This is a genomic window from Vibrio sp. Y10_XG_PY6 (assembly GCF_024181795.1).
Lineage (GTDB): Bacteria > Pseudomonadota > Gammaproteobacteria > Enterobacterales > Vibrionaceae > Vibrio > Vibrio diabolicus.
In genome coordinates this window covers 1,294,139-1,317,684 of record NZ_JAMZAQ010000001.1, presented here as the reverse complement: position 1 = coordinate 1,317,684, position 23,546 = coordinate 1,294,139, and the positions used below count along the sequence as shown (strand labels likewise).

The window sequence follows — 23,546 nt, the reverse complement described above, 5'->3', positions numbered from 1 at the left end:
TAACCATATACTTTACGAACATCGGTATTTGCGAGGAGTTAAGGTTTGCCTTGCATCCGACTACATACGGAAGATGCCAAATTTGCTGTCTGGTATTGGCGCATTAAGCGCCGCAGACAGAGCAATGCCGACAACATCACGTGTTTTTGCAGGATCAATAATGCCATCGTCCCACAGGCGAGCACTGGCGTAATACGCATGGCTTTGAGTCTGGTACTGCTGCGCGATAGGACGCTTAAACGCTTCTTCTTCTTCAGTGCTCCAGCTTTCTCCTTTACGCGTTTTAATATCGCGGGTTACTTGTGCCATCACGCCAGCCGCTTGCTCTCCACCCATTACGGAAATACGTGCATTTGGCCACATCCACATCATGGTTGGATCATAAGCGCGACCACACATACCGTAGTTACCTGCACCATACGATCCACCTATAACCACGGTAAACTTCGGTACGTCTGCACACGCAACAGCGGTCACCATTTTCGCGCCATGCTTGGCGATGCCTTCGGCTTCGTACTTCTGGCCGACCATAAAGCCAGTGATGTTCTGCAAAAATAGCAGAGGAATTTTGCGCTGTGCGCACAGCTCAATAAAATGCGCACCTTTCTGCGCCGATTCCGAAAATAGAATGCCGTTGTTAGCGACAATGCCAATCGGCATTCCGTGAATATGAGCAAAGCCACAGACCAAGGTTTCACCGAACAAGGCTTTAAATTCATCAAATTGTGAATCATCAACAATTCGGGCAATGACCTCTTTGACATCAAACGGCTTTTTAAGATCGGTTCCGACGATGCCGTACAGCTCTTGCGCAGTAAAGCGTGGTTCCTGTGGCGCTTTTTGCTTGAGTTGGACGGGTTTCAAGTGGTTGATTTGAGAGACAGCTTGTCTTGCCAGTTCTAACGCGTGGTGATCATTTTCAGCATAGTAATCGGCTACGCCAGACGTACGGCAGTGAACGTCTGCGCCACCAAGATCTTCCGCGCTGACTTCTTCACCTGTCGCTGCTTTTACCAGAGGTGGACCTGCCAAAAAAATCGTGCCTTGTTCTTTGACTATGATGGATACGTCGCACATCGCAGGAACATAAGCGCCGCCAGCGGTACATAGCCCCATGACCACCGCAATTTGTGGAATGCCTTTGGCCGACATACGGGCTTGGTTGTAGAAAATACGACCAAAATGGTCTTTATCAGGGAAGACTTCATCTTGACGGGGTAGGTTAGCACCGCCAGAGTCGACTAAGTAAACACACGGCAACTGACACTTCTCTGCGATTTCCTGTGCGCGTAAGTGCTTTTTAACCGTGAGCGGGTAGTAACTGCCGCCTTTTACCGTTACGTCGTTGGCGACGATCATGCATTCGGTGCCGTCAATCACACCAACACCCGCTACTACGCCCGCACATGGAACGTAATCTGGATACACATCCCAACCTGCAAACTGACCGATTTCTAAAAAAGATGAACCGGGGTCGAGTAGGGCAAGAATGCGCTCACGAACCGGAAGTTTACCTTTCTTCTGCTGATGCTCGCGGGCTTTCTCACCGCCGCCATCTTCGATTTGTTCAGTCACAGTATAGAGTTGATCTACAAGCGACGCCATAGAGCGGTAGTTTTCCTGATACTGCTCTGAATGGGTATTAATTTTGGTCGTCAAACAAGCCATAAATAGCCGATCTCCATTCGGTAGACGGGTGACAACCCCCGTCTTTATTTAGGTTGAATAAGGAAGTTGTTTCGAGTTAGAACGCCTAGGTATGATGATTAGGCGCTTTCGTTAAACAATTCGCGACCAATAAGCATGCGGCGAATTTCTGAAGTGCCGGCCCCAATTTCATACAGCTTGGCATCGCGTAGTAAACGACCAGTATCAAACTCATTGATATAGCCATTACCGCCAAGTAACTGAATGGCATCTAATGCCATTTTGGTTGCCAGTTCCGCGCTGTAGAGAATCGCACCAGCGGAGTCTTTACGTGTGGTTTCACCGCGATCACAAGCGGCTGCCACAGCATATACGTAGGCTTTAGCAGCATTCATTTGTGTGTACATATCCGCGATTTTCGCTTGCACAAGCTGGAATTCGCCAATGGATTTGCCGAACTGTTTACGGTCGTGGATATATGGCACAACGATATCCATACATGCCTGCATAATGCCAAGCGGGCCGCCGGCAAGCACAACGCGTTCGTAGTCCAAACCGCTCATCAACACTTTCACGCCTTGGTTTTCTTCACCAAGAATGTTTTCAGCAGGGACTTCGCAGTTTTCGAATACCAATTCACAAGTGTTCGAACCGCGCATGCCTAGTTTGTCGAGCTTTTGCGCTTGAGTGAATCCCGGGTATCCACGTTCTACAATAAAGGCCGTGATGCCTTTAGAATGCTGGCTTGGATCGGTTTTGGCGTAGACAACATAGGTATGTGCATCCGGACCGTTAGTGATCCACATTTTGTTGCCATTTAGCAGGAATATATCGCCTTTACGTTCCGCTTTAAGCTGCATAGAGACCACATCTGAGCCTGCACCGGGTTCACTCATGGCAAGGGCACCGATATGTTCACCGGAGATGAGTTTTGGTAGGTATTTTTCTTTTTGTGCTTGTGTGCCGTTGCGGTGGATTTGGTTGACACAAAGATTGGAGTGAGCGCCGTAACTTAACGCAACCGAAGCGGATGCTCGACTGATTTCTTCCATAGCGATAACGTGGGCGAGATAACCCATGTTCGCACCACCAAACTCTTCGCTGGTGGTCACACCTAAAAGACCCATGTCACCCAGTTTGGACCAAAGATGGTTTGGAAAGTCGTTAGATTGGTCGATAGATTGCGCTAGCGGCGCAATTTCTCTTGCAGCAAAACTATTGATTTGCTCGCGAAGTAAATCGGTATTTTCGTCATAAACAAAGTTCAGGGAAGAGTAGGTAGATTTCATTGCGTGTCCTTGCCTTTACGTCACCTACATCCCAGAGTTGAGGTGTTAGGTGACTTTTTCGCCTTTCATGGATCTCAGTGTGTTTTGGCATCGCAACTGCGCAGCATTTAACTCCATCATTACCGCTTGAATGTCGTTTGCTTGCTGTTGCAATGCTGCCTTCTTCTCTTCGATCAACCGAATCATATAGTTCAACTGCTCAGTACTTTGATCGGTATCGTAGAGTTCAAATAACTCTTTGATATCTGCAAGAGAAAAGCCCAATCGCTTACCTCGCAAAATCAGTTTTAGTCGAATTCGATCGCGACCATTGTAGATTCGTGTGTTGCCTTTACGTTCCGGAGTTAGGAGACCTAAATCTTCGTAGAAGCGAATACTTCGGGTAGTAATGTCGAACTCTTTCGCGAGCTCGCTGATCTTAAATGTGTTCATTCCTTAACCTTACGACTTTCGTATAACATTCATACGAATATACAATTCGTTAACGTTAAAGTAAATAAACAACATCCACTCTTGAGCCTTGATATCACTCGCATTTACTCGAAATAAAAGAATCACTCGAACAAACAATAACCGCAAACTTGACGTTAACGTAAATGTTAGTATAGTTATGACGTAAACGTCAACAAAAGGTTAATGGAATGAAAGATGAAACATGGATTGTTGCCGCCAAGCGAACGCCTATCGGCTCTTTTCAAGGTGCATTAGCTTCAACAGATGTCACGGAACTCGGTGCGAAGGCCATCCAAGGGGCACTAGCCGAAAGCCAACTCGATGTGCAAAAAATAGACGAAGTATTAATGGGATGCGTTTTACCTGCTGGCGTGGGGCAAGCGCCAGCAAGACAAGCAAGTCTTAAAGCAGAAATGCCACAATCGATCGGTTGTACGACACTGAATAAAGTCTGTGGTTCGGGTATGAAAACCGTCATGCTGGCACATGATCTTATTCAATCTGGTAACGCGCACGCGGTTATCGCTGGCGGTATGGAAAACATGTCCTCTTCTCCTTATCTACTTAAGAAAGCGCGTGATGGTTTCCGCTTAGGCCATGAGCAAGTGCTTGATCATATGTTTTATGACGGTTTGCAGGATGCCTACCAAGGCGAATTGATGGGTGTCTTTGCCGAACAAACCGCGCAAAAGTATCAGTTCAGCCGTGAAAGTATGGATATCTGGGCGCAGCAGTCGGTGACTCGTGCGCAGCAAGCAATCGAACAAGGTTTGTTCAAAGAAGAGATCGTGCCTGTTAACGTAAAAAGTCGACGCGACGAAACCTTGGTGGTAGACGATGAGCAACCGAGCAAACTCGACGTCAATAAAATTCCCACCTTACGACCTGCGTTTGCCAAAGATGGCGGCGTAACGGCAGCAAATTCCAGTTCTATTTCTGATGGTGCATCGGCAATGGTATTGGTCGATAGTGAATTTGGCCGTCAGGAAAACCTTCAACCACTAGCGAAAATTGTCGCGTACAGCACGCATGCAAGACAGCCTGATGAGTTCACCATCGCACCCGTCTTCGCGATTGAAACGCTGCTGGAAAAAACGGGCTGGGACAAATCAGACGTGGACATTTGGGAAATCAATGAAGCCTTTGCTGTTGTCACTCAATACGCGGTGAAGACACTCGAACTGGACGAGAGCAAAGTGAACCCTCGCGGCGGTGCTTGTGCTTTAGGCCACCCAATTGGTGCGAGTGGTAACCGAATCCTCGTGACTTTGATTCACGCTCTTAAACAAACAGGCGGTAAACGTGGCGTTGCATCGCTTTGTATTGGTGGCGGCGAGGCTACCGCCATCGCGATTGAAATCTGCTAATTCATTCTCAACAAAGTTTCACTTACATAACAGTAGTCAGTAACAAGCTGAAAAATACAAGGATGTCATCATGACAGAACAAGTAAAGCAGTATATCGGTGGTGAATTTGCCATCTCCGACTCAAAACAATGGCTAGATGTAACCAACCCGGCAACCAACGAAGTGATTGCGCAAGTGCCTTGTGCCACCGAATCGGAAATGAATGCGGCGATCGCCAGCGCAACAGAGATGTTTAGGCGTTGGAAAGAAGTTGCCGCTCCGGAGCGTGCGAGATTGATGCTACGCTACCAACACTTGCTAAAAGAGCAACACGATGAGTTGGCGATACTGCTTTCAAGTGAGACAGGCAAAACCCTCGCTGATGCGAAAGGCGACATTTGGCGCGGAATTGAAGTGGTAGAGCAAGCTGCAAACATTTGTAGCTCAATGATGGGTGAAACGGTTGAGAATGTCGCAACCAATATTGATGGTTACTCTTACATTCAACCGCTCGGTGTTTGTGCTGGCATCACACCGTTTAACTTTCCTGCGATGATTCCATTGTGGATGTTCCCAATGGCGATCGCTTGTGGCAACACCTTTATTTTGAAGCCGTCAGAGCAAGTGCCACGAACGGCAATGAAACTGGCGGAGCTGTTTGAACAAGCAGGTGCACCAAAAGGTGTTTTGCAAATTGTTCACGGCACCAAAGAGCAAGTCGATCGCATTCTGACTGATCCAGTCGTTCGTGCGATCTCTTTTGTCGGCTCAGTGCCCGTTGGTGAGTACATCTACAAAACAGGTACAGACAACCTGAAACGCGTGCAGTCATTTGCAGGTGCTAAGAACCACATGGTCATCATGCCAGATGCAAACAAGCAGCAAGTCATCAATAACCTAGTTGGCGCGTCAGTCGGTGCCGCAGGCCAACGCTGTATGGCGATTTCGGTTGCGGTGTTTGTCGGAAAAACCAAAGAATGGATTCCAGAGCTTAAAGAAGCGTTAGCTCAGGTTCAACCTGGCGCGTGGGATGATAAAACCGCCGGTTATGGTCCGCTGATTAGCCCTCAAGCGAAACAGCGTGTGGTGAATCTGATTAATGAAGGCAAAGCGTCTGGCGCGAATTGTGTTCTGGACGGGACAGATTGCCAAGTACCTGGCTTCCCGAACGGTAACTGGGTGGGGCCAACGCTGTTTACCAATGTTACAACCGATATGTCGATTTATCAGGAAGAAATTTTCGGGCCTGTACTGTTAACTATGGAAGTGGATGACCTAGATGAAGCGATTGAACTGATCAATGCAAACCGCTTTGGTAATGGTACGTCTATTTTTACGGCGAACGGCGCAGCTGCGAGAAAGTATCAGCACAATATCGAAGTGGGTAACGTAGGCATCAACGTGCCGATTCCTGTGCCATTGCCGTTCTTCTCATTCACGGGTTGGAAAGGCAGCTTCTATGGCGATTTGCATGCTTATGGAAAACAGGCGGTTCGCTTCTACACCGAGACGAAAACTGTCACCGCGCGTTGGTTTGAAGATGACATTCCAAGCGGTCCAAACATGACTATTCAACTTAGCTAATTAATGGATTAGCGACACCTCTAGCCAAGCCCTTCTTCCTTTTAGAGGGCTTGGCTCGGATAAAAATGCAACGAATTAGACCTTAGGACTTCAAGATGGATTTTGAATTAAACGAAGATCAACTCGCGTTCGCCGAAGTAGCAAAGCAGTTTGCAGACCAAATGTTAGCGCCGCACGCGGCCGAGTGGGATGAAAACCATCATTTCCCTAAAGATGTACTGCGTCAAGCTGGTGAACTTGGCTTTCTGAGCATCTATACGCCGCCAGAGCATGGTGGTTTGGGATTGTCTCGTTTGGATGCGGCGATCATTTTCGAGCAGTTGGCTATGGGTTGTACCGCGACTACTGCGTTTATGACCATTCACAACATGGCGACGTGGATGATCACCAGCTTTGCCAAAGCGGAAGTGGCGCAGCAATTTAGCGCGGATCTAATTTCGGGTGAAAAGCTCGCTTCCTACTGTTTAACCGAGCCCAATGCAGGCTCTGACGCCGCTTCACTGACGACCAGTGCAGTGCGTGACGGCGATGAGTTTGTCCTCAATGGCGCAAAAGTGTTTATCTCTGGCGCGGGTGATACAGATGTTCTCGTCGTGATGGCGCGTTCGTGCGGCGAAGGAGCGGGAGGCGTTTCTGCGTTCGTCGTTCCTGCTGATTGCGAAGGCATTAGCTACGGTAAGAAAGAAGCCAAAATGGGTTGGAACTGCCAACCAACGCGCATGATCACCTTCGAAAATGTCCGCGTTCCGGCTGACTATCTGTTGGGTGAAGAGGGAGAAGGCTTTAAGTTCGCCATGCTTGGCCTTGATGGTGGTCGAATCAATATCGCTACTTGTTCCGTCGGTACTGCGCAACAAGCACTGAACGAAGCCAAGCAATACATGAACGAACGCAAACAGTTCGGCCGTTCACTGGCGCAATTTCAAGCGTTGCAGTTCAAGCTTGCTGATATGGCGACTGAGCTGGTCGCTGCGCGTCAAATGGTGCGACTCGCTGCCGCTAAACTCGATGCCCAGCACGCAGAAAAAAGTGCGTACTGTGCCATGGCAAAACGCTTTGCTACTGATGTGGGCTTTAAAGTCTGCGATCAGGCGCTGCAAATTCACGGTGGCTATGGCTACATCAAAGAATATCCAGTCGAGCGCCATTTCCGAGACGTTCGTGTTCACCAAATCCTTGAAGGTACCAACGAAATCATGCGTCTGATCGTCGCAAGACGATTACTAACGGAAGGCGTTGAGCTGCTTTAGTCAGCGAGACACAGCCTTACCTAAAGAAATTAAAAAGGACTGAAAGATTATGACGGCACAAATCAAATTAGAGCGCGAAGCGCATATTGCCAAGCTCACGATTAGTAATCCGCCAGCGAACACTTGGACGCTTGAATCCCTAAATCAGCTCAAAGAGTTGGCGATTGAACTCAGCAATGATCGCTCTATTTATGCGTTGGTTTTAACAGGCGAAGGCGAGAAGTTCTTCTCTGCTGGAGCAGATCTTAATAACTTTGCATCGGGTGATAAATCACAAGCAGCAGACATGGCGTTCGCATTTGGTGAAGCGTTTGAAGCGCTTTCTGCATTCGATGGGGTTTCTATCGCAGCGATTAATGGCTATGCGATGGGCGGCGGTCTGGAAGTGGCGATGGCGTGTGACATTCGTATCGCAGAAGAACAAGTACAAATGGCACTTCCTGAAGCATCGGTAGGTTTGTTGCCGTGTGCGGGAGGGACACAAAACCTGACCGCGTTGGTAGGTGAAGGTTGGGCGAAGCGTATGATTCTATGTGGCGAACGAGTGACGGCCGAGCGAGCGGAAAAAATTGGTTTAGTCGAAGAGGTGGTGGCGAAAGGTCAAGCACTCGAAGCGGCTATGGAGCTAGCACAGCGTGTTGCGGGCCAATCACCGAAATCCATTTCTGCGTGCAAAACGCTCATTCAAGGTCGACGCAGCCAAACTCACGCAGCTGGATTGGTTTTAGAGCGTGAACTGTTTTTACAGCTGTTCAATACACAAGATCAGACTGAGGGTGTGAATGCGTTCTTGCAAAAGCGCAAGCCACAATGGACAAACAGCTAGCGGAGGCCAAATGACAGGTACAGTAAATGTTTCAAAGCTTAAGTGCGCTGATGGATCTGTTATTGGTGTGCTGGAGCTTGATAATCCAGTAGCTCTCAACGCGTTGAGTTACGTGATGATTGAGAAGTTGTACAAACAGCTTAATGAATGGCAAACGGACGACAGCGTCGTCGCGGTATTCTTGCATGCTCAAGGTGAAAAAGCGTTTTGTGCTGGTGGTGATATTCAAGCGATCTACCGTGCACTTGAAAACAAAGAGCAAGACTTTGATTCTGCGTTTTCAGCGATGGAAACCTTCTTTGACCTCGAATATCGCTGTGATCATCTTATTCACACTTATCCAAAACCGATCATCGCGTGGGGGCATGGTTATCTGATGGGCGGCGGTGTGGGCTTATTTATGGGCGCCAGCCATCGCGTTGCAGAAACGACCACACGCTTTGCGATGCCAGAAATAAAAATTGGCCTCTACCCAGACGTAGGCGCGACGTACTTCCTAAATCAGCTGTCAAAACACTTGGCACTTTTCCTGAGTTTGACGGCTTGCCAAATCAACGCGACAGACATGAAAGCGTTGGGGTTAAGCCAATGGATTGCAAAGCCAGAAAGCAAACAAGCACTGTTGGATCTGCTCGCATCGGTAAGTTGGAAAGGTGAAGCGAACATCAACGAAAAAATCGCCACTACGCTACGTTCGGTACAAGTGGACGAGCCAAGCGAAGGGATGTTGATGCCATATGCGGGATTGATTGAGCAGCTTTGTTCGGGTGATTTAGATTCGATTGTTCGCGCAATCAGCAGTGCCGACGTTGATGATAAGTGGTTCATCAATGCGCAAAAAGCATTGAATTATGGCAGTCCGTTGTCGCTCAATATCACTTATCAGCAGCTAACGCAGTATCAAAACCTCTCTTTGAAAGCGTGTTTTGATATGGAATTTAATCTGACGTTACGTTGCGGCTTAGAAGGTGATTTTAGAGAAGGGGTTCGTGCGCTGATTATCGATAAAACCAATCAACCGACTTGGCAACATCGCACGGTTTCTGACGTAACGCCACAAGTTTTGGAACGCTTCTTCGCGCCAATTGATTCAGCAGAATACCCACTGACCGCATCCTCGGTTACCACTGTGGCACTTTAGACAAGGAAGAAATACGACATGGATAAAATTGCATTTATTGGCCTTGGCAACATGGGCGCGCCTATGGCTAAGAACCTACTCACAGCGGGCTTGAACGTCGAAGTGTATGATTTGAATCCAAACGCTGTAGCAGAACTTACCGCACTTGGTGCGTCGAGTGCAGATTCGGTAAAACAAGCCGTTCAAGGTGCGAGCGTGGTGGTCACCATGCTACCTGCTAGCCAACACGTTCAAAGTGTTTATCTTGGTCAAGACGGGATATTAGATAGCGTAGATTCTGGAACGCTGCTAATCGACTCTTCGACCATCGATCCAGCGACCGCTCGTTTGGTTGGCGAAAAGGCGCTGCAGCTTGGCATCAGCTTTGTTGATGCACCGGTATCTGGTGGCGTTGCGGGCGCAGCGGCAGGTACGTTGACTTTCATTGTTGGCGGCTCACAAGAGAACTTTGTTCAAGCCAAGGTGGTGCTTAGCCACATGGGTAAAAACATTTTCCATGCAGGTGATGCCGGAGCCGGTCAGGTGGCGAAGATCTGCAATAACATGATGTTGGGCATTTTGATGAGCGGCACTTGTGAAGCACTCAATTTAGGCATGGAAAACGGACTTGATCCCAAAGTGTTGTCAGACATCATGCTGCAAAGTTCAGGCCGTAACTGGGCGCTAGAGCTTTACAACCCGTGCCCGGGTGTGATGGAAAATACGCCTGCAAGCAATGGTTATCAGGGCGGCTTTATGAGCCAGTTAATGGCGAAAGATCTCGGTCTTGCGATGGAAGCGGCGGTTGCCAGTCAAACATCAACGCCAATGGGCAGCTTGGCTCGTAACCTGTTTAATTTTCACAACGGTCAGGGCAACGGACAAAAAGATTTTTCAAGCTTGTTTGAGTTCTACCAAAAGCAAAATCAGGCCTAAGGAGTGCTTATGGATCTAGCAAATAAGGTTATTGCGATCACGGGGGCCGGGCAGGGGCTTGGTAAACAAATGGCGCTGTCGCTAGCGGAAAGCGGTGTTCACCTTGCGCTTATCGACCTCAATTCAGACCAACTGGCTGAAACGAAAGCGGAGTGTGAATCTTTCGGCGTCACCACTCGTTTTTATGTAGCGAACGTGACGGAAGAACAAGAAGTGTGCGCTGCTTTTACGCAAATTGAAGCGGATTTCAAACAGCTCAATGGCGTGATCAATAACGCAGGCATTATGCGCGATGGTATGTTCATCAAAGTTAAAGATGGTCAGGTTAATGCGATGTCGCTGGAACAATTTCAGTCTGTTATGGATGTGAATGTGACAGGTACTTTTCTGTGTGGCCGCGAAGCAAGCAAGGTAATGCTGAACACCGATAGCAAAGGCGTTCTGATCAACATATCTAGCGTCGCGCGTGCGGGGAATATTGGTCAAACTAACTATTCTGCATCCAAAGCGGCGGTAGCCACCATGGCGACGGTGTGGGCGAAAGAGTTAGGGCGTTTCGGAATTCGCTCAGTAGCGATTGCTCCGGGTGTCATCAAGACTGCCATGACGGACCAAATAAAACCTGAAGCGATGGAGCGTTTAGTGAAAATGATTCCTGTGGGACGCTTAGGGCTTGCGGACGAAATTTCATCGACCATCAAATATGTGTTAACCAACGAGTTCGTGACTGGAAGAGTATTCGAAGTCGATGGCGGAATGCGAATGTAGCCCCTCCTCATATTAAAAAGGGGAGCGAGCTTGATTGTCCGCTTCCTTCCTCCTTTCTTATATTGTTTCTATCGATAATTATTAATGGATGTTTTAGTAACGGCTGCTGTACCGATTACATTTACAACTCTTTTGTATTTTGGTGTGAATAAGTGCTCTCGTGTTAATTTTTATGTAAATGCATTAATTCACAATCAAGACAATTTTTTGTCTCATCGATGAGATTTTGCTTCTTGGGGTATGAAAAATACTCTTATTGATTATATTGTGACCGAAAACCATTTCGACATCTAAAGATGGTGATTTATTATTCAGCGCAAAATACATGGGAATATGAGGCTGGCTGAATAACCTTCAGCTACCTTAATAATAAAATAACCAGAATTCTCTATTACACTGAAGTAACTACCCATTAGGGAAGAGCAATAATGTCACTATTTCATTCGCTTAGGACGATGCCACTACTATTGGGGTGTCTGTGTCTTTCTATTCAGGCATCCGCAGAAAAGGTTGAACAAGAAGGTAAGTTTTTACAGTCGCTAGAAGGCATTGAAAATCAAATTTACGCATTACCTCAGAGCTCTTTGGCTTTGATTGAGGCGTTAGAAGAAGACTCTCTACTACAAAATCAACCAACAGAGCTACTGGTACGTTATTGGCTTGCAAAGTCCACGGTTCTAGAGCTACTTGGGCGCGCGGAAGAGAGCCAAAACGTTGCACAAAAAGGGTTGGAACTTGTGCGTCCACAAAGCCATGAGTACCTCTTATTTAAGTTGATTCAGATGCGAACTATGGTCGGAAAGAGCGATATCGATACCGCGCTTTCTTCGTTGGATAGTTTGTTGGAAACATCGCGTGAAAATGGCGATAAGCAGCTCGAGTCGGAGATCCTGTTACTAAAAGGACGTTACTACGATGAGCAGGGCGAGTTTAAAAAATCCTATGCCGCAATTATGTCGTCAATGGATGCGGCTGAGTCCTCTGGCGTTCAAGGATTGGTCGAACGGGCGGCGCTAGAGCTTGGTGACGTACTGGTCAAAATTCAGGGCTATGACCGTTCAGAAGCATTGTTGGAACAAGCGTACCGTTATTTTAGGGATAGACGCATGTCGTTCAATGAGCTGCTGAGCGTCTTAACGATAGCAAAGCTTCATAAGGCACAGTTCCAATACGAAGAGGCGATTGTATCGTATCAGAGAGCGCTAAAGCTCGCGCAAATCATCGGTGACGGGCGCTTTAGGTTTCGAGTTAACCTCGAGCTTGCTGCTTTATACCGTGAGACGAACCAAGAAAATAAGATGGTTCGCCACTTAAAGTTGGCGGAGAACTTACAATATAGAGAAACCTCTAGCGCCTACTTAGCGACATTTAAGCTGTTGCAAGCCGAATATATGCTAGAACAGAAGCAGTTTGAGACACTTCTAGCGATGATCGCGCCTATGTTGCCGGAAATTATCGAGAGCCGATATGTTAAGCAACAGCAAATGGAACTATTAAAAGTGGCAGCCGTGGCCTACGCGGGAAGCAATGACTTTAAACTAGCGTATAAAACTTACGGCAACTATCACGATAAATTCATCCAATTTAGCAACCAAAGAGAAGTTGAAAATCTTGAGCGTCAACAGACGCTATTTGAGCTAGAAAGACTTGAATATGAGAACGAAGATCTCAACTGGAACAACGTGTTGCAGCGTATGGAACTGGAAAATAATCGTCGTACCTTTTATCTATTGGGTGAAGCGCTACTAGCACTCATTGGTGTTCTCTTTTTGATGGCAGTGGTATTCCTTGTTGTGAATCGATCACGTTTAAGAATGCGCCGCCTAGCAAAGACAGATACGTTGACAGGGTTATTCAATCGCCGTTTTTTAGAAGATTGGTTCACTAAACCCGTAGAGACGAAACGTGAACGCAAAGAAAAGCCGACGCCTCAATCTAAGCAAGAAAAGGTGCAGCATTTTGTGTCTGAGCAAGTCGAGCAAGTTAAGTACGGCTACCTAGCTTTAAACAAATGGGTGGATAGCAAACTCGATAAACAGAAAATGGTGCCAAAGAAGCCGCAGTCGGGGCCGGTAAGTGTAGCACTAATCGATGTAGATTATTTTAAACAGGTAAATGATACCTATGGACATGTGTTCGGTGATGCCGTACTAACAGGCGTTGCCAAAGTGCTAGAAGAGACGGTGCGTGAAAATGACATTGTTGCACGCTTTGGTGGTGAGGAGTTTGTTGTTGTGATGCCCAATACCGATCATGAAGACTCTCTCATTACCGCTGAACGATTACGTAGCGCTTTATCCTTACATGGGTTCGTCACGGAACAAAATGAAGAAGTGAGAGTGACCTGTAGTTTTGGTGTTGTGACGACTGAAGATAGCGAGATGAATTTTAAATCACTCTGTGATCAGGCGGACAAATTACTTTATCAAGCTAAAGCGGATGGACGTAACTGCGTGAAAGGGCGCAAGCTGACCTAATAAAATCAAGAATGCAGGCTCATCAAACGGTGAGCCTGAACTCATCCTTCCTACTGGTTACTTCAAAATCGCTTAAGAGTATCGAATTACATACTCATAGCGTTCAGTATTTTCTACTCGTTTTATCTCCCCCATTTTCAAAGTACTAATGTCACTTGTGTATACGAAGCTATAACAAACGAGTATGTCTGTTTTTTATACAAACAAAGCCGATACAGGTGAAATGATTAGTGGTCGATGTAAAATTTTTCTGGTGTGGATTTTTGTGGCACGAAAAACAATTCTCTGAAAGGTGTGTTAAAAATTGACACTTCAATAAGTTATTGGTTTGTTTGTGTTTTTGTTTGGATTTTTAAACGCATCTTTGACTTTTACGACAAGTTATCGCATGAAAATTTGCGTACACCATCAACTTTCCTTCCTTTGTTAATAACCTTTTTCTTAAAAAATGATTTGAGTTCGAACTAATTTTCAGGCATTTTATATTTAACTAACCGTTCAATTAAAAATAACAAGGACGCAAAATGCCAAAGGTGGGGATGCCTGAAATCAGAAAACCACAGCTGGTGAAAGCGACAATGTCAGTGATTGATAGAGTCGGTTTACACGCTGCGAGTATTTCGTTGATCAGCAAAGAAGCCGGAGTATCAACGGGGATTATCAACCACTATTTCGGTGGTAAGCACGGATTGCTGGAGGAAACGATGCGCGAAATCTTGCGTCAGCTTTCGTCCACCATCACGCAGAAGTTGCGTGAGCTGCCAAGCGATGCTCATCATCAGAGAATTAATGCCATCATTGACGGTAACTTTGTCGGCTATCAGGCAGAAAACCAAGTTGCGAAGACTTGGCTAGCGTTCTGGTCGTACTCAATGCATGACGAGCAGCTTAAGCGTTTGCAGCGTGTCAATGAACGACGTTTATTGTCCCACCTAAGAAAAGAACTCAAAGCATTATTAAATGCAGAGCAGGCCGAATTGGTTGCTCATGGTATTGCGTCACTTATCGATGGTATTTGGCTGCGCGGAACGCTCAACCCGCAAGGTATTGATGCAGAAAGAGCGAGAATCATCATCAACGACTATCTCGACAAACAACTTACGTTTTATTCTGAAAAAATATAAAAGTCACAGGTCTTCAAAATGGAAATGAAAGCACACTATATCAATGGTGCGATGTACAACGGGTGTTCAGATGAGCACTTCACCACTTACAATCCGGCGAATGGTGAGCCATTGGCCAACATTAAACAAGCGAACCAAGACGATCTCGAAGCGGCGATTGAGTCGGCAAAGAAAGGTTTTGCTGCATGGTCAGCAATGACTGCGATCGAGCGTAGCCGTATTTTACACAAAGCCGTTGCCATTTTACGTGAGCGTAATGACGAGCTGGCTGCATTAGAAGTGGCAGATACTGGTAAGCCAATTCAAGAAGCTATCGCGGTTGATATAACAACAGGTGCCGATGTTCTTGAGTACTATGCGGGTCTTGCTCCAAGCTTGCAAGGTGAGCAGCAGCCACTCAGCGAAGACCAGTTTTTCTACACACGTCGCGAGCCATTGGGCATTTGTGCAGGTATTGGCGCTTGGAATTATCCAATCCAAATTGCGATGTGGAAATCGGCGCCAGCACTGGCTGCGGGCAACGCTATGATCTTCAAACCATCAGAAGAAACACCATTAACAGCGCTTAAGCTAGCAGAAATTTATTCAGAAGCGGGCATGCCAGATGGCGTATTTAATGTCGTACAAGGGGATTACCGAGTAGGGCAGATGCTAACGGCGCATCCTGACATCGCAAAAGTATCGTTCACGGGCGAATCAGGCACCGGTAAAGTCGTCATGAGTGACAGCGCTAAGACACTAAAACAAGTAACGATGGAGCTGGGTGGTAAGTCTCCACTGATTATTTTTGATGATGCAAAGTTAAACGATGCCGTTTCTGCGGCCATGGTGGCGAACTTCTACACGCAAGGTGAAGTTTGTACGCACGGTACACGCGTGTTTGTTCATGAAGGTATTTATGATGACTTCATCGCACAACTTAAAGCTCGCACTGAGTTGTTAGTTGTCGGCGATCCGCTTGATGAGAACACGCAAATTGGCGCGCTGATCTCTAAAGATCATGAATCGAAAGTACTAGGAGCGATTGAAGCTGCGAAAGCGAGTGGCGCGACGTTACTGACTGGCGGCTACAAAGTAACAGACAATGGCCTAGCCAATGGTAACTTTGTTGCTCCAACCGTATTTGTCGATTGCGATGATGACATGAGCCACGTTCAACAAGAAATCTTTGGCCCGGTAATGTCAGTGCTGAAATTCCGCGATGAGTCGGAAGTGATTGCGCGTGCAAATGGCACAGATTATGGCTTAGCGGCAGGTGTATTTACTCAAAACCTATCTCGTGCCCACCGTGTGATCCATCAAATTCAAGCTGGTATTTGTTGGGTGAACACTTGGGGTGACTCACCTGCGGAAATGCCAGTTGGTGGCTACAAACAATCAGGTGTTGGCCGTGAAAACGGTGTCGAAACCCTTAAACATTACACGCAAACGAAGAGTATTCTGGTTCAGCTAAGCGACTTCGAAAGCCCTTACAAATGATACCAATCGTAGTAGATAACTGACCACTTTAGCTTGTTAAAATGCTCGATAACTGCGTTGTCAATTTTGATTGTAGGCTAACTACTTATCGAAAATTTCCGCCTTGTTCTCAAGCATTTTTCCTACGCTAATTTCGTTCACTTATCTACTGTGATTGGTATTAACTCCTAGGAGAATCAAATGCAACAACACTACGATTATATCATCGTCGGTGCGGGTTCGGCCGGCTGTGTGTTAGCGGATCGCTTAAGTGAAAGTGGTCAATATTCGGTCCTATTACTCGAAGCGGGTGGGTCGGATAAAAGTATTTTTATCCAAATGCCGACGGCGCTTTCTTACCCGATGAACACTGAAAAATACGCGTGGCAGTTTGAGACGGTTGAAGAGCAAGGGTTGGATGGTCGCCAACTTCATTGTCCTCGCGGGAAAGTTCTTGGCGGTAGTTCGTCTATCAACGGCATGGTTTACGTTCGTGGACACGCTTGTGACTTTGACCAGTGGGAAGAGGAAGGCGCGAAAGGCTGGAATTATCAATCGTGTTTGCCTTATTTCCGTAAGGCAGAGTCTTGGGTCGGTGGCGCAGATGAATACCGAGGCGATAATGGCCCAGTCGGCACATGTAATGGCAACGATATGAAGCTCAATCCGCTGTACCAAGCTTTTATTGATGCAGGCAAAGAAGCGGGCTACCCAGAAACAAAAGATTACAACGGTTATCAGCAAGAAGGCTTTGGCCCAATGCACATGACCGTTGACAAAGGCGTACGCGCTTCAACCTCTAATGCATACTTAAGCCGTGCTAAAAAACGCAAAAACTTCACCCTAATGAAGCGAGTGACGGTTCATCGCGTTTTACTAGAAGAAACAGGCGCAGAAGGCAAGAAAGCGGTTGGTGTTGAATTCGAAAAGTCAGGTTCAGTTCAGCAATGTTTTGCGAATCATGAAGTGATTTCGAGTGCTGGCTCGGTAGGCTCTGTGCAGCTACTACAACTTTCAGGCATTGGCCCGACAGCAGTATTAGAAAAAGCGGGCATTGAGGTGAAACATCCGTTGGAAGGGGTAGGTAAAAACCTGCAAGATCACTTAGAAGTGTACTTCCAATATCACTGTAAGCAACCTATCACGCTCAACAGCAAATTAGGTTTGGTGAGCAAGGGCTTGATTGGCACTGAGTGGATATTAACTCGCAAAGGCCTTGGGGCTACTAACCACTTTGAATCATGTGCGTTTATCCGTTCTCGTGAGGGATTAAAGTGGCCAAATATTCAATATCACTTTTTGCCAGCGGCAATGCGTTATGACGGACAAGCTGCTTTTGACGGTCATGGTTTCCAAGTGCACGTTGGACCTAACAAGCCCGAAAGTCGCGGCTCGGTCGAAGTTGTATCTGCGAATCCGAATGATAAGCCGAAGATTGAGTTTAACTACATTTCCACTGAACAAGATAAGCAGGATTGGCGTGATTGTATTCGCCTTACTCGCGAGATCCTCAATCAGCCAGCCATGGATGAGTTTCGTGGTGATGAGATCCAGCCGGGTCTGAATATCACAACGGATGAACAAATTGATGAATGGGTGAAGCAGAATGTCGAGAGTGCTTACCATCCATCTTGTACCTGCAAAATGGGCGCAGACAATGACCCATTAGCGGTTTTGAATGAGCGATGCCAAGTGCGCGGTATTCAAGGCTTGCGTGTGGTGGACTCTTCTATTTTCCCAACCATTCCGAACGGTAATTTAAATGCGCCAACTATTATGGTGGCAGAACGCGCCGCGGACATGATTTTGGATAACGCCCTGGAAACGTCGAACAACGCACCAGTTTGGATTGCACCGAACTGGCAAGAGATGCAACGAATGCATCCGCCAAAAAGAGATCTCGATTCGATCTCATAAAAACGAAAAAAGTCAGTAATCATTACAAGGAATTCAATATGTCTAAGATGACAAAAATCTTCTCAACAATCGCACTAAGTACTTTAGCAACAGGCGCTTATGCCAACCAATGTGAAACGGTACGTTTTGCAGATGTAGGTTGGACCGACATTACGGCGACCACCGCCGTGACATCTGAGCTGCTAAAAGGGTTGGGGTACAAAACGAAGACCGATCTACTATCGGTACCCGTTACTTACTCTTCTATGGCCAATGGCGATATCGACATTTTCCTAGGTAACTGGATGCCAACAATGGAAGGTGACATCGCGAAATACCGTGATGCAGGTACCGTTGAAACCGTACGAGCGAACCTCGTCGGCGCAAAATACACACTCGCGGTTCCAAAATACGTTTATGACGCAGGCGTGACCAACTTCGCTGACCTAGTAAAACATGCCGACAAATTTAAAGACCGCATTTACGGCATTGAACCAGGTAACGATGGTAACCGCTTAATTCAGTCAATGATTGATAGCAACGCATTCGGCCTAAAAGACTTCAGCCTAGTCGAATCCAGCGAAGCTGGCATGGTGTCTCAAGTATCACGTGCTGCGCGCCGCAACCAATGGATTGTGTACCTAGGTTGGGCCCCGCACCCAATGAACAGCAACGTTGAAATGGAATACCTAGCGGGTGGTGACGACTTCTTCGGCCCTAACTACGGCGGCGCGAATGTCTACACAAACGTACGTAAAAACTACCTTGCTGAGTGTCCAAATGTAGGTCAGCTAGTGAAAAACCTAGAATTCAACCTAGAAATGGAAAACGAATTGATGGAAGCGATTCTCAACCAGAAGCAGAAACCGTCGAAAGCAGCGCAAGCATGGTTGAACGCAAACCAAGAACAAATTGAAGCGTGGCTAGAGGGCGTTAAGACGGTGGATGGTCAAGACGCAGTAACAGCAATTACAAACTATTTAAAAACTAACGCTTAATTAAGCAGTTTTTAAGCGCGTTTTTTTGAAAAAGAAAGTGGGCAGTCATGCCCGCTTCATTAACACAAAGGTTTTATTTTGAATTTTATTACGGACAACAAACTACCGTTGGGCCAATGGATGGAAACTGGCGTCGATTGGTTAACCATCAATGCATCGGGTTTCTTCGATGCAATCTCTATTACACTTGAAACGATCATTCTTTTCGTGGTGGACATTTTTAAATGGATGCCACCTGCAGCGCCAATCATTATGACGGCGGCAATTGCTTGGTTCTTACACCGCAGCATTCCGCTTGTTGTATTCATCGTGTTGGCCTTGCTCGCAATTCTCAACCTTGGTTACTGGCAAGAAATGCTGGAAACCTTTGTCCTTGTGTTTGCAGCGACAACGATTTCCGTATTAATTGGCGTGCCGTTGGGCATTATGGCGGCACACCGTCCTTGGTTATACACCTTGTTGCGACCAATCCTCGATTTGATGCAGACCGTACCGACATTCGTTTACCTAATTCCAACTTTGGTTCTGTTTGGCTTAGGTATTGTCCCAGGCCTAATCTCGACCATCATTTTCGCTATCGCAGCGCCAATTCGATTGACGTACCTCGGTATTATTAAAGTGCCGGAGGAGCTACTTGAAGCGGGCAAAGCATTTGGTGCAAGCCGCATGAAGCTGCTGTTTAAGGTAGAGTTACCTGCGGCATTACCAAGTATTATGGCCGGTGTTACGCAATGTATTATGTTGTCTCTCTCTATGGTGGTCATAGCGGCACTTGTTGGTGCTGATGGACTTGGTAAGCCAGTCGTACGTGCACTGAATACCGTAAACATCTCGCAAGGTTTTGAAGCGGGTTTAGCGATTGTACTCGTCGCCATCATTCTTGACCGCTTGTGTAAAGCACCAAACCAGAAGGAGGCTTAATCATGGACGCTATTACTATTCAAAATCTTGATGTGGTTTTTGGTCAGCAGCAGTCACAAGCGTTAGCACTACTAGACCAAGGCAAGTCTCGACAAGAAATCATCGACGAAACTGGCCAAGTGGTTGGGGTTGATAATGTTTCGCTGAACGTGAAACAGGGTGAGATCTGTGTTTTGATGGGGCTTTCAGGCTCGGGTAAATCAAGTTTGCTGCGAACAGTTAACGGGTTGAACGAAATTTCTCGTGGCTCTCTGAAAATTAAAGACGGCGACGACATGGTTGAGCTCTCTAACTGTGACGAACAGAAGTTGCGCCACCTTCGTACTCACCGCGTATCCATGGTGTTTCAGAAGTTTGCATTGATGCCATGGTTAACAGTATTAGATAACGTTGCGTTTGGTCTAGAAATGCAAGGCATTGGCAAAGCAGAGCGCCGTAAAAAAGCGCATGAACAGCTCGAAATGGTCGGTTTGTCTGAGTGGGAAACGAAATTCCCGCACGAGCTCTCTGGTGGTATGCAGCAGCGTGTTGGCCTAGCGCGAGCGTTCGCGATGGACACAGATATCTTGTTAATGGATGAGCCGTTTTCAGCGCTTGACCCATTGATTCGTGCTCAGCTTCAAGATGAATTGATTCTGCTTCAAGAAAAGCTAAACAAAACCATTCTTTTTGTGAGTCACGACTTGGATGAAGCGCTAAAAATCGGTAATAACATCGCCATTATGGAATCAGGAAAGTTGATTCAACACGGCAAGCCAGAACAGATCATTCTTGCTCCAGAAAACGATTATGTGGCTGACTTTGTTGCCCACACTAATCCATTGAACGTACTTAAGGGACGCTCTTTGATGCGTGACGACTTAGTTCGTGAAGATGAGCGTGTTCTGATTTGCCCTGACAAAGGTATTTGGGTGACCCAAGAGAGCAAAGGCTTAAGCTTAGCGGATACAGATAAGTCGTTGGTTCAATGGAAGAGTGATTCTTCGAACCTTGATGAGGTAAACGAAAACTCTCTGGTTCAGGTTAGCCCGGAAATCAGTATGCGAGAAGCGATTGAGCTTAAGCAGCGCAGCAATCAGCCTCTGCTTATGGTGGAGGACAACCAGTTAGTTGGTGTGTTAAGCGACAACGAGCTTTACGATGCATTGCTTGGTAACTTTAAGTCTGATCAAGTGGCATAAAGTTAGAGTAGAGTTGAAGCCAAGCTAAAAAAGAGCCGCACATTAGTGCGGCTCTTTTTGGTTTAAACAATGAGTTAAGTAGTTAAGCTAAGGAAACGGTCGACTATAGAGTCGTAATTACATCATCCATCGCAAGGCGAGCTTTTGGTAGGCCATGATTATAATCTTCCCCGTCTTTGTGGTAGCCAATCGCCAGTGCAACTTCACAGACATGGCCTTCTAATTCTTCTTTGAATACTTCTCCAATCAGTGTTGGATCTACACCTTCCATCGGCGTTGAGTCAATACCCAGACGAGCCAAGGTGTGTAGTAGATTGCCTAGCGCTAAATAGACTTGTGCTTTTGTCCAGTTTCCGTTAAAGCCATTTTCATCCGTATTTGCATCGGCAAAAGCGTAGGCGCCCATAAAGTTGTTGTACATTTCCGCCGGTAGGTGGCCAGACGTTACTTCGGCATCCACACGTTTCGCGAACTTCTCTTTGGTGAAGTTTGGATCGTACGCAAACAGAATCGTATGTGACGCGGCTTTAGCATGTGGCTGGTTAAATTGGTGCATATTTGCAAATGTATCGTGGAAACGTTGCTTGGCCTCATCACTTTCAATCACGATGAATTTCCAAGGTTGCGAGTTAATCGAAGACGCTGAAAGACGGAGTGCTTCTTTGATGATTGCCATATCTTCTTGAGAAACGCGTTTAGTTTCGTCGTATTTTTTAGCAGTGTAGCGGCTGTTTAGATCAGTAATGATTTGATGAGACACGTTTGTATCCTTTTTATTTTTGTGACAAATGAGGATGCGCTTAGCATCGACAACCATGCGTACCTCGAATATGGATTTATAATACGGGATATTTTTTCATTGATAAGAGGGCGTTTATTTGAATCACTTTTTACTTTTTATTGAAAATTGGCGTGCTTCATAGGGTTAGGCATCATTATTTAGATGCTTTTGATGATTATTAAATTACACTCATATTAAGAGAGTGATGGAGAGCAACATGAACGTGATTCAAGTTTTCAACGATAGTTATGAACGTTGTATCGCGAACCAAGGCTTTTTCGACTTGTTTTACAAGAATTTATGGTCAAAAAGTACAAGCTTTAGACAAAAGTTTGATGGTGTCGACATGCACCAACAGGTGCGAATGCTTAGAGGATCTATCGTGTTTTTTATGATGGCCGATACCTCTAACGAGGCGCACAAGATGGTGGAGAAATATGGTAAGAAGCATGCGAGTTCCGATATTGGCATTGAACCACAGGATATTGATGTTTGGTTTGAAAGCCTTATCGAAACGGTTCAAGAGTGTGATTTTGAATACGACGATGATGTCGAAACTGCGTGGAGAGCTTGTTTTAACACAGGTTTGTCGGTAATGAAGCGGGAGTGCTCCAAACACTAAAAGAGAAACTAAATGCTCTTCGAAAACAAGCAAGTTAAAGCAAGGAAGTAACGTTAAACAGCTTACTTCCTTGAGTATGGCTTTTATTTGTCTTGTGTCTCTTTATTCTTTTTTACCGCTTCGGCGATATCACTGACGGCTTCGACAAGGTTGATCGGCATAGGGAAGATAATAGTCGATGTTTTGTCTGTCGTGATTTCCGTGAGTGTCTGCATGTAACGCAATTGCAGCGCATTCGGCGCTTCGTTGAGCATTTGAGCTGCCTCTTTTAATTTATTAGAAGCTTCTAACTCACCGGTAGCGTGAATGATTTTCGCACGACGGTTACGTTCTGCCTCAGCCTGACGCGCTAGCGCTCTGACCATGCTGTCATTTAAATCAACATGTTTGACTTCAACCGTGGCAATCTTGATGCCCCAGTCATCAGTCTGTTGATCGAGGATGGATTGTAAATCCTTATTGAGACGCTCGCGCTCTGAAAGTAATTCATCCAGTTCATGCTGGCCTAATACTGATCGCAGCGTGGTTTGCGCTAACTGGCTGGTGGCATCGCTGTAACTTTCAATGTTGTTAATTGCCATTTGAGGATCGACTACGCGAAAATAAACAACCGCATTGACGCGCACAGACACGTTATCTTTGGTTATCAAGTCTTGTGTCGGCACATCCAAAACGACAGTACGTAAATCCACCCGTACCATTTGTTGGATAAATGGGATAAGAATGATTAAGCCAGGGCCTTTTACTTCTTGAAAGCGACCAAGAAAGAATACAACCCCACGTTCATATTCTCTCAAAACCTTAAACATTTGGGTCGCAAGTGCGAACAACAGCACCACGATCACCGCAACAGTATAGAGCATCATAA

20 protein-coding genes are annotated in these 23,546 nt (G+C 46.3%); 15 read left to right on the top strand and 5 right to left on the bottom strand.

The annotated features are described in order from the left end of the window. Positions 1-60: 60 nt before the first annotated feature. From NL644_RS05735 to NL644_RS05725, 3 genes are all read right to left on the bottom strand, one after another. Positions 61-1,668, bottom strand: a complete 1,608-nt coding sequence (locus NL644_RS05735; protein ID WP_237309460.1) for a carboxyl transferase domain-containing protein — start codon at positions 1,666-1,668, stop codon at positions 61-63. A gap of 98 nt (positions 1,669-1,766) precedes the next feature. Then, complete coding sequence (locus tag NL644_RS05730) at positions 1,767-2,936, bottom strand: isovaleryl-CoA dehydrogenase (protein WP_253658149.1); 1,170 nt, start codon at positions 2,934-2,936, stop codon at positions 1,767-1,769. Between the two features lie 45 nt (positions 2,937-2,981). Then, complete coding sequence (locus tag NL644_RS05725) at positions 2,982-3,368, bottom strand: MerR family DNA-binding transcriptional regulator (protein WP_005373242.1); 387 nt, start codon at positions 3,366-3,368, stop codon at positions 2,982-2,984. A 209-nt stretch (positions 3,369-3,577) separates the two neighbouring features. Between NL644_RS05725 and NL644_RS05720 the strand changes: the two genes are divergently transcribed. From NL644_RS05720 to choV, 14 genes are all read left to right on the top strand, one after another. Beyond that, positions 3,578-4,756, top strand: coding sequence for a thiolase family protein (locus tag NL644_RS05720; protein WP_253658148.1), 1,179 nt, complete (start codon positions 3,578-3,580; stop codon positions 4,754-4,756). A gap of 70 nt (positions 4,757-4,826) precedes the next feature. Continuing rightward, positions 4,827-6,320, top strand: a complete 1,494-nt coding sequence (locus tag NL644_RS05715; protein ID WP_253658147.1) for a CoA-acylating methylmalonate-semialdehyde dehydrogenase — start codon at positions 4,827-4,829, stop codon at positions 6,318-6,320. Positions 6,321-6,415: 95 nt separating this feature from the next. Next, the gene (locus tag NL644_RS05710) at positions 6,416-7,570 is read left to right on the top strand and encodes an acyl-CoA dehydrogenase family protein (protein ID WP_237284996.1); all 1,155 of its coding nucleotides are present in this window, start codon (positions 6,416-6,418) and stop codon (positions 7,568-7,570) included. Between the two features lie 49 nt (positions 7,571-7,619). Then, positions 7,620-8,396, top strand: coding sequence for an enoyl-CoA hydratase (locus NL644_RS05705; protein ID WP_053809174.1), 777 nt, complete (start codon positions 7,620-7,622; stop codon positions 8,394-8,396). 10 nt (positions 8,397-8,406) lie between these two features. Then, positions 8,407-9,537, top strand: coding sequence for an enoyl-CoA hydratase/isomerase family protein (locus NL644_RS05700; protein ID WP_253658146.1), 1,131 nt, complete (start codon positions 8,407-8,409; stop codon positions 9,535-9,537). An 18-nt stretch (positions 9,538-9,555) separates the two neighbouring features. Next, on the top strand, positions 9,556-10,452 hold the full coding sequence (gene mmsB / locus NL644_RS05695; RefSeq protein WP_253658145.1) for a 3-hydroxyisobutyrate dehydrogenase: 897 nt from the start codon (positions 9,556-9,558) through the stop codon (positions 10,450-10,452). A 9-nt stretch (positions 10,453-10,461) separates the two neighbouring features. Beyond that, positions 10,462-11,220: an SDR family oxidoreductase gene (locus NL644_RS05690; protein WP_005392559.1), complete on the top strand. Its 759-nt coding sequence runs from the start codon at positions 10,462-10,464 to the stop codon at positions 11,218-11,220. A gap of 428 nt (positions 11,221-11,648) precedes the next feature. Further along, positions 11,649-13,697, top strand: a complete 2,049-nt coding sequence (locus NL644_RS05685; protein WP_253658144.1) for a tetratricopeptide repeat-containing diguanylate cyclase — start codon at positions 11,649-11,651, stop codon at positions 13,695-13,697. Positions 13,698-14,221: 524 nt separating this feature from the next. After that, on the top strand, positions 14,222-14,821 hold the full coding sequence (gene betI / locus NL644_RS05680; RefSeq protein ID WP_005392557.1) for a transcriptional regulator BetI: 600 nt from the start codon (positions 14,222-14,224) through the stop codon (positions 14,819-14,821). 18 nt (positions 14,822-14,839) lie between these two features. Further along, entirely contained in the window at positions 14,840-16,300 is a 1,461-nt protein-coding gene (gene betB, locus NL644_RS05675; RefSeq protein WP_253658143.1) for a betaine-aldehyde dehydrogenase, read from the top strand. Positions 16,301-16,480: 180 nt separating this feature from the next. Continuing rightward, positions 16,481-18,196 (top strand): choline dehydrogenase, encoded by a 1,716-nt coding sequence (betA, locus tag NL644_RS05670; protein WP_253658142.1) that lies wholly within the window; start codon positions 16,481-16,483, stop codon positions 18,194-18,196. 38 nt (positions 18,197-18,234) lie between these two features. Further along, complete coding sequence (locus NL644_RS05665) at positions 18,235-19,173, top strand: choline ABC transporter substrate-binding protein (RefSeq protein WP_005392553.1); 939 nt, start codon at positions 18,235-18,237, stop codon at positions 19,171-19,173. 78 nt (positions 19,174-19,251) lie between these two features. Next, positions 19,252-20,094 (top strand): choline ABC transporter permease subunit, encoded by an 843-nt coding sequence (gene choW / locus NL644_RS05660; protein WP_005392552.1) that lies wholly within the window; start codon positions 19,252-19,254, stop codon positions 20,092-20,094. Positions 20,095-20,096: 2 nt separating this feature from the next. Next, the gene (choV, locus tag NL644_RS05655) at positions 20,097-21,275 is read left to right on the top strand and encodes a choline ABC transporter ATP-binding protein (RefSeq protein ID WP_253658141.1); all 1,179 of its coding nucleotides are present in this window, start codon (positions 20,097-20,099) and stop codon (positions 21,273-21,275) included. A 103-nt stretch (positions 21,276-21,378) separates the two neighbouring features. Here choV and NL644_RS05650 read toward each other — a convergent pair whose 3' ends face one another. Next, positions 21,379-22,035 carry an NAD(P)H-dependent oxidoreductase gene (locus NL644_RS05650; protein ID WP_031780265.1) on the bottom strand — a complete coding sequence of 219 codons (657 nt, stop codon included), beginning with the start codon at positions 22,033-22,035 and terminating at the stop codon, positions 21,379-21,381. 238 nt (positions 22,036-22,273) lie between these two features. Between NL644_RS05650 and NL644_RS05645 the strand changes: the two genes are divergently transcribed. Next, a complete protein-coding gene (locus NL644_RS05645; protein ID WP_005392547.1) occupies positions 22,274-22,678 on the top strand; it encodes a globin in 405 nt (134 codons plus the stop codon). Positions 22,679-22,761: 83 nt separating this feature from the next. On the opposite strand, the gene NL644_RS05640 is transcribed toward NL644_RS05645, so the two are convergent. Further along, the gene (locus tag NL644_RS05640) at positions 22,762-23,544 is read right to left on the bottom strand and encodes a slipin family protein (protein ID WP_005373196.1); all 783 of its coding nucleotides are present in this window, start codon (positions 23,542-23,544) and stop codon (positions 22,762-22,764) included. Positions 23,545-23,546 lie beyond the last annotated feature (2 nt).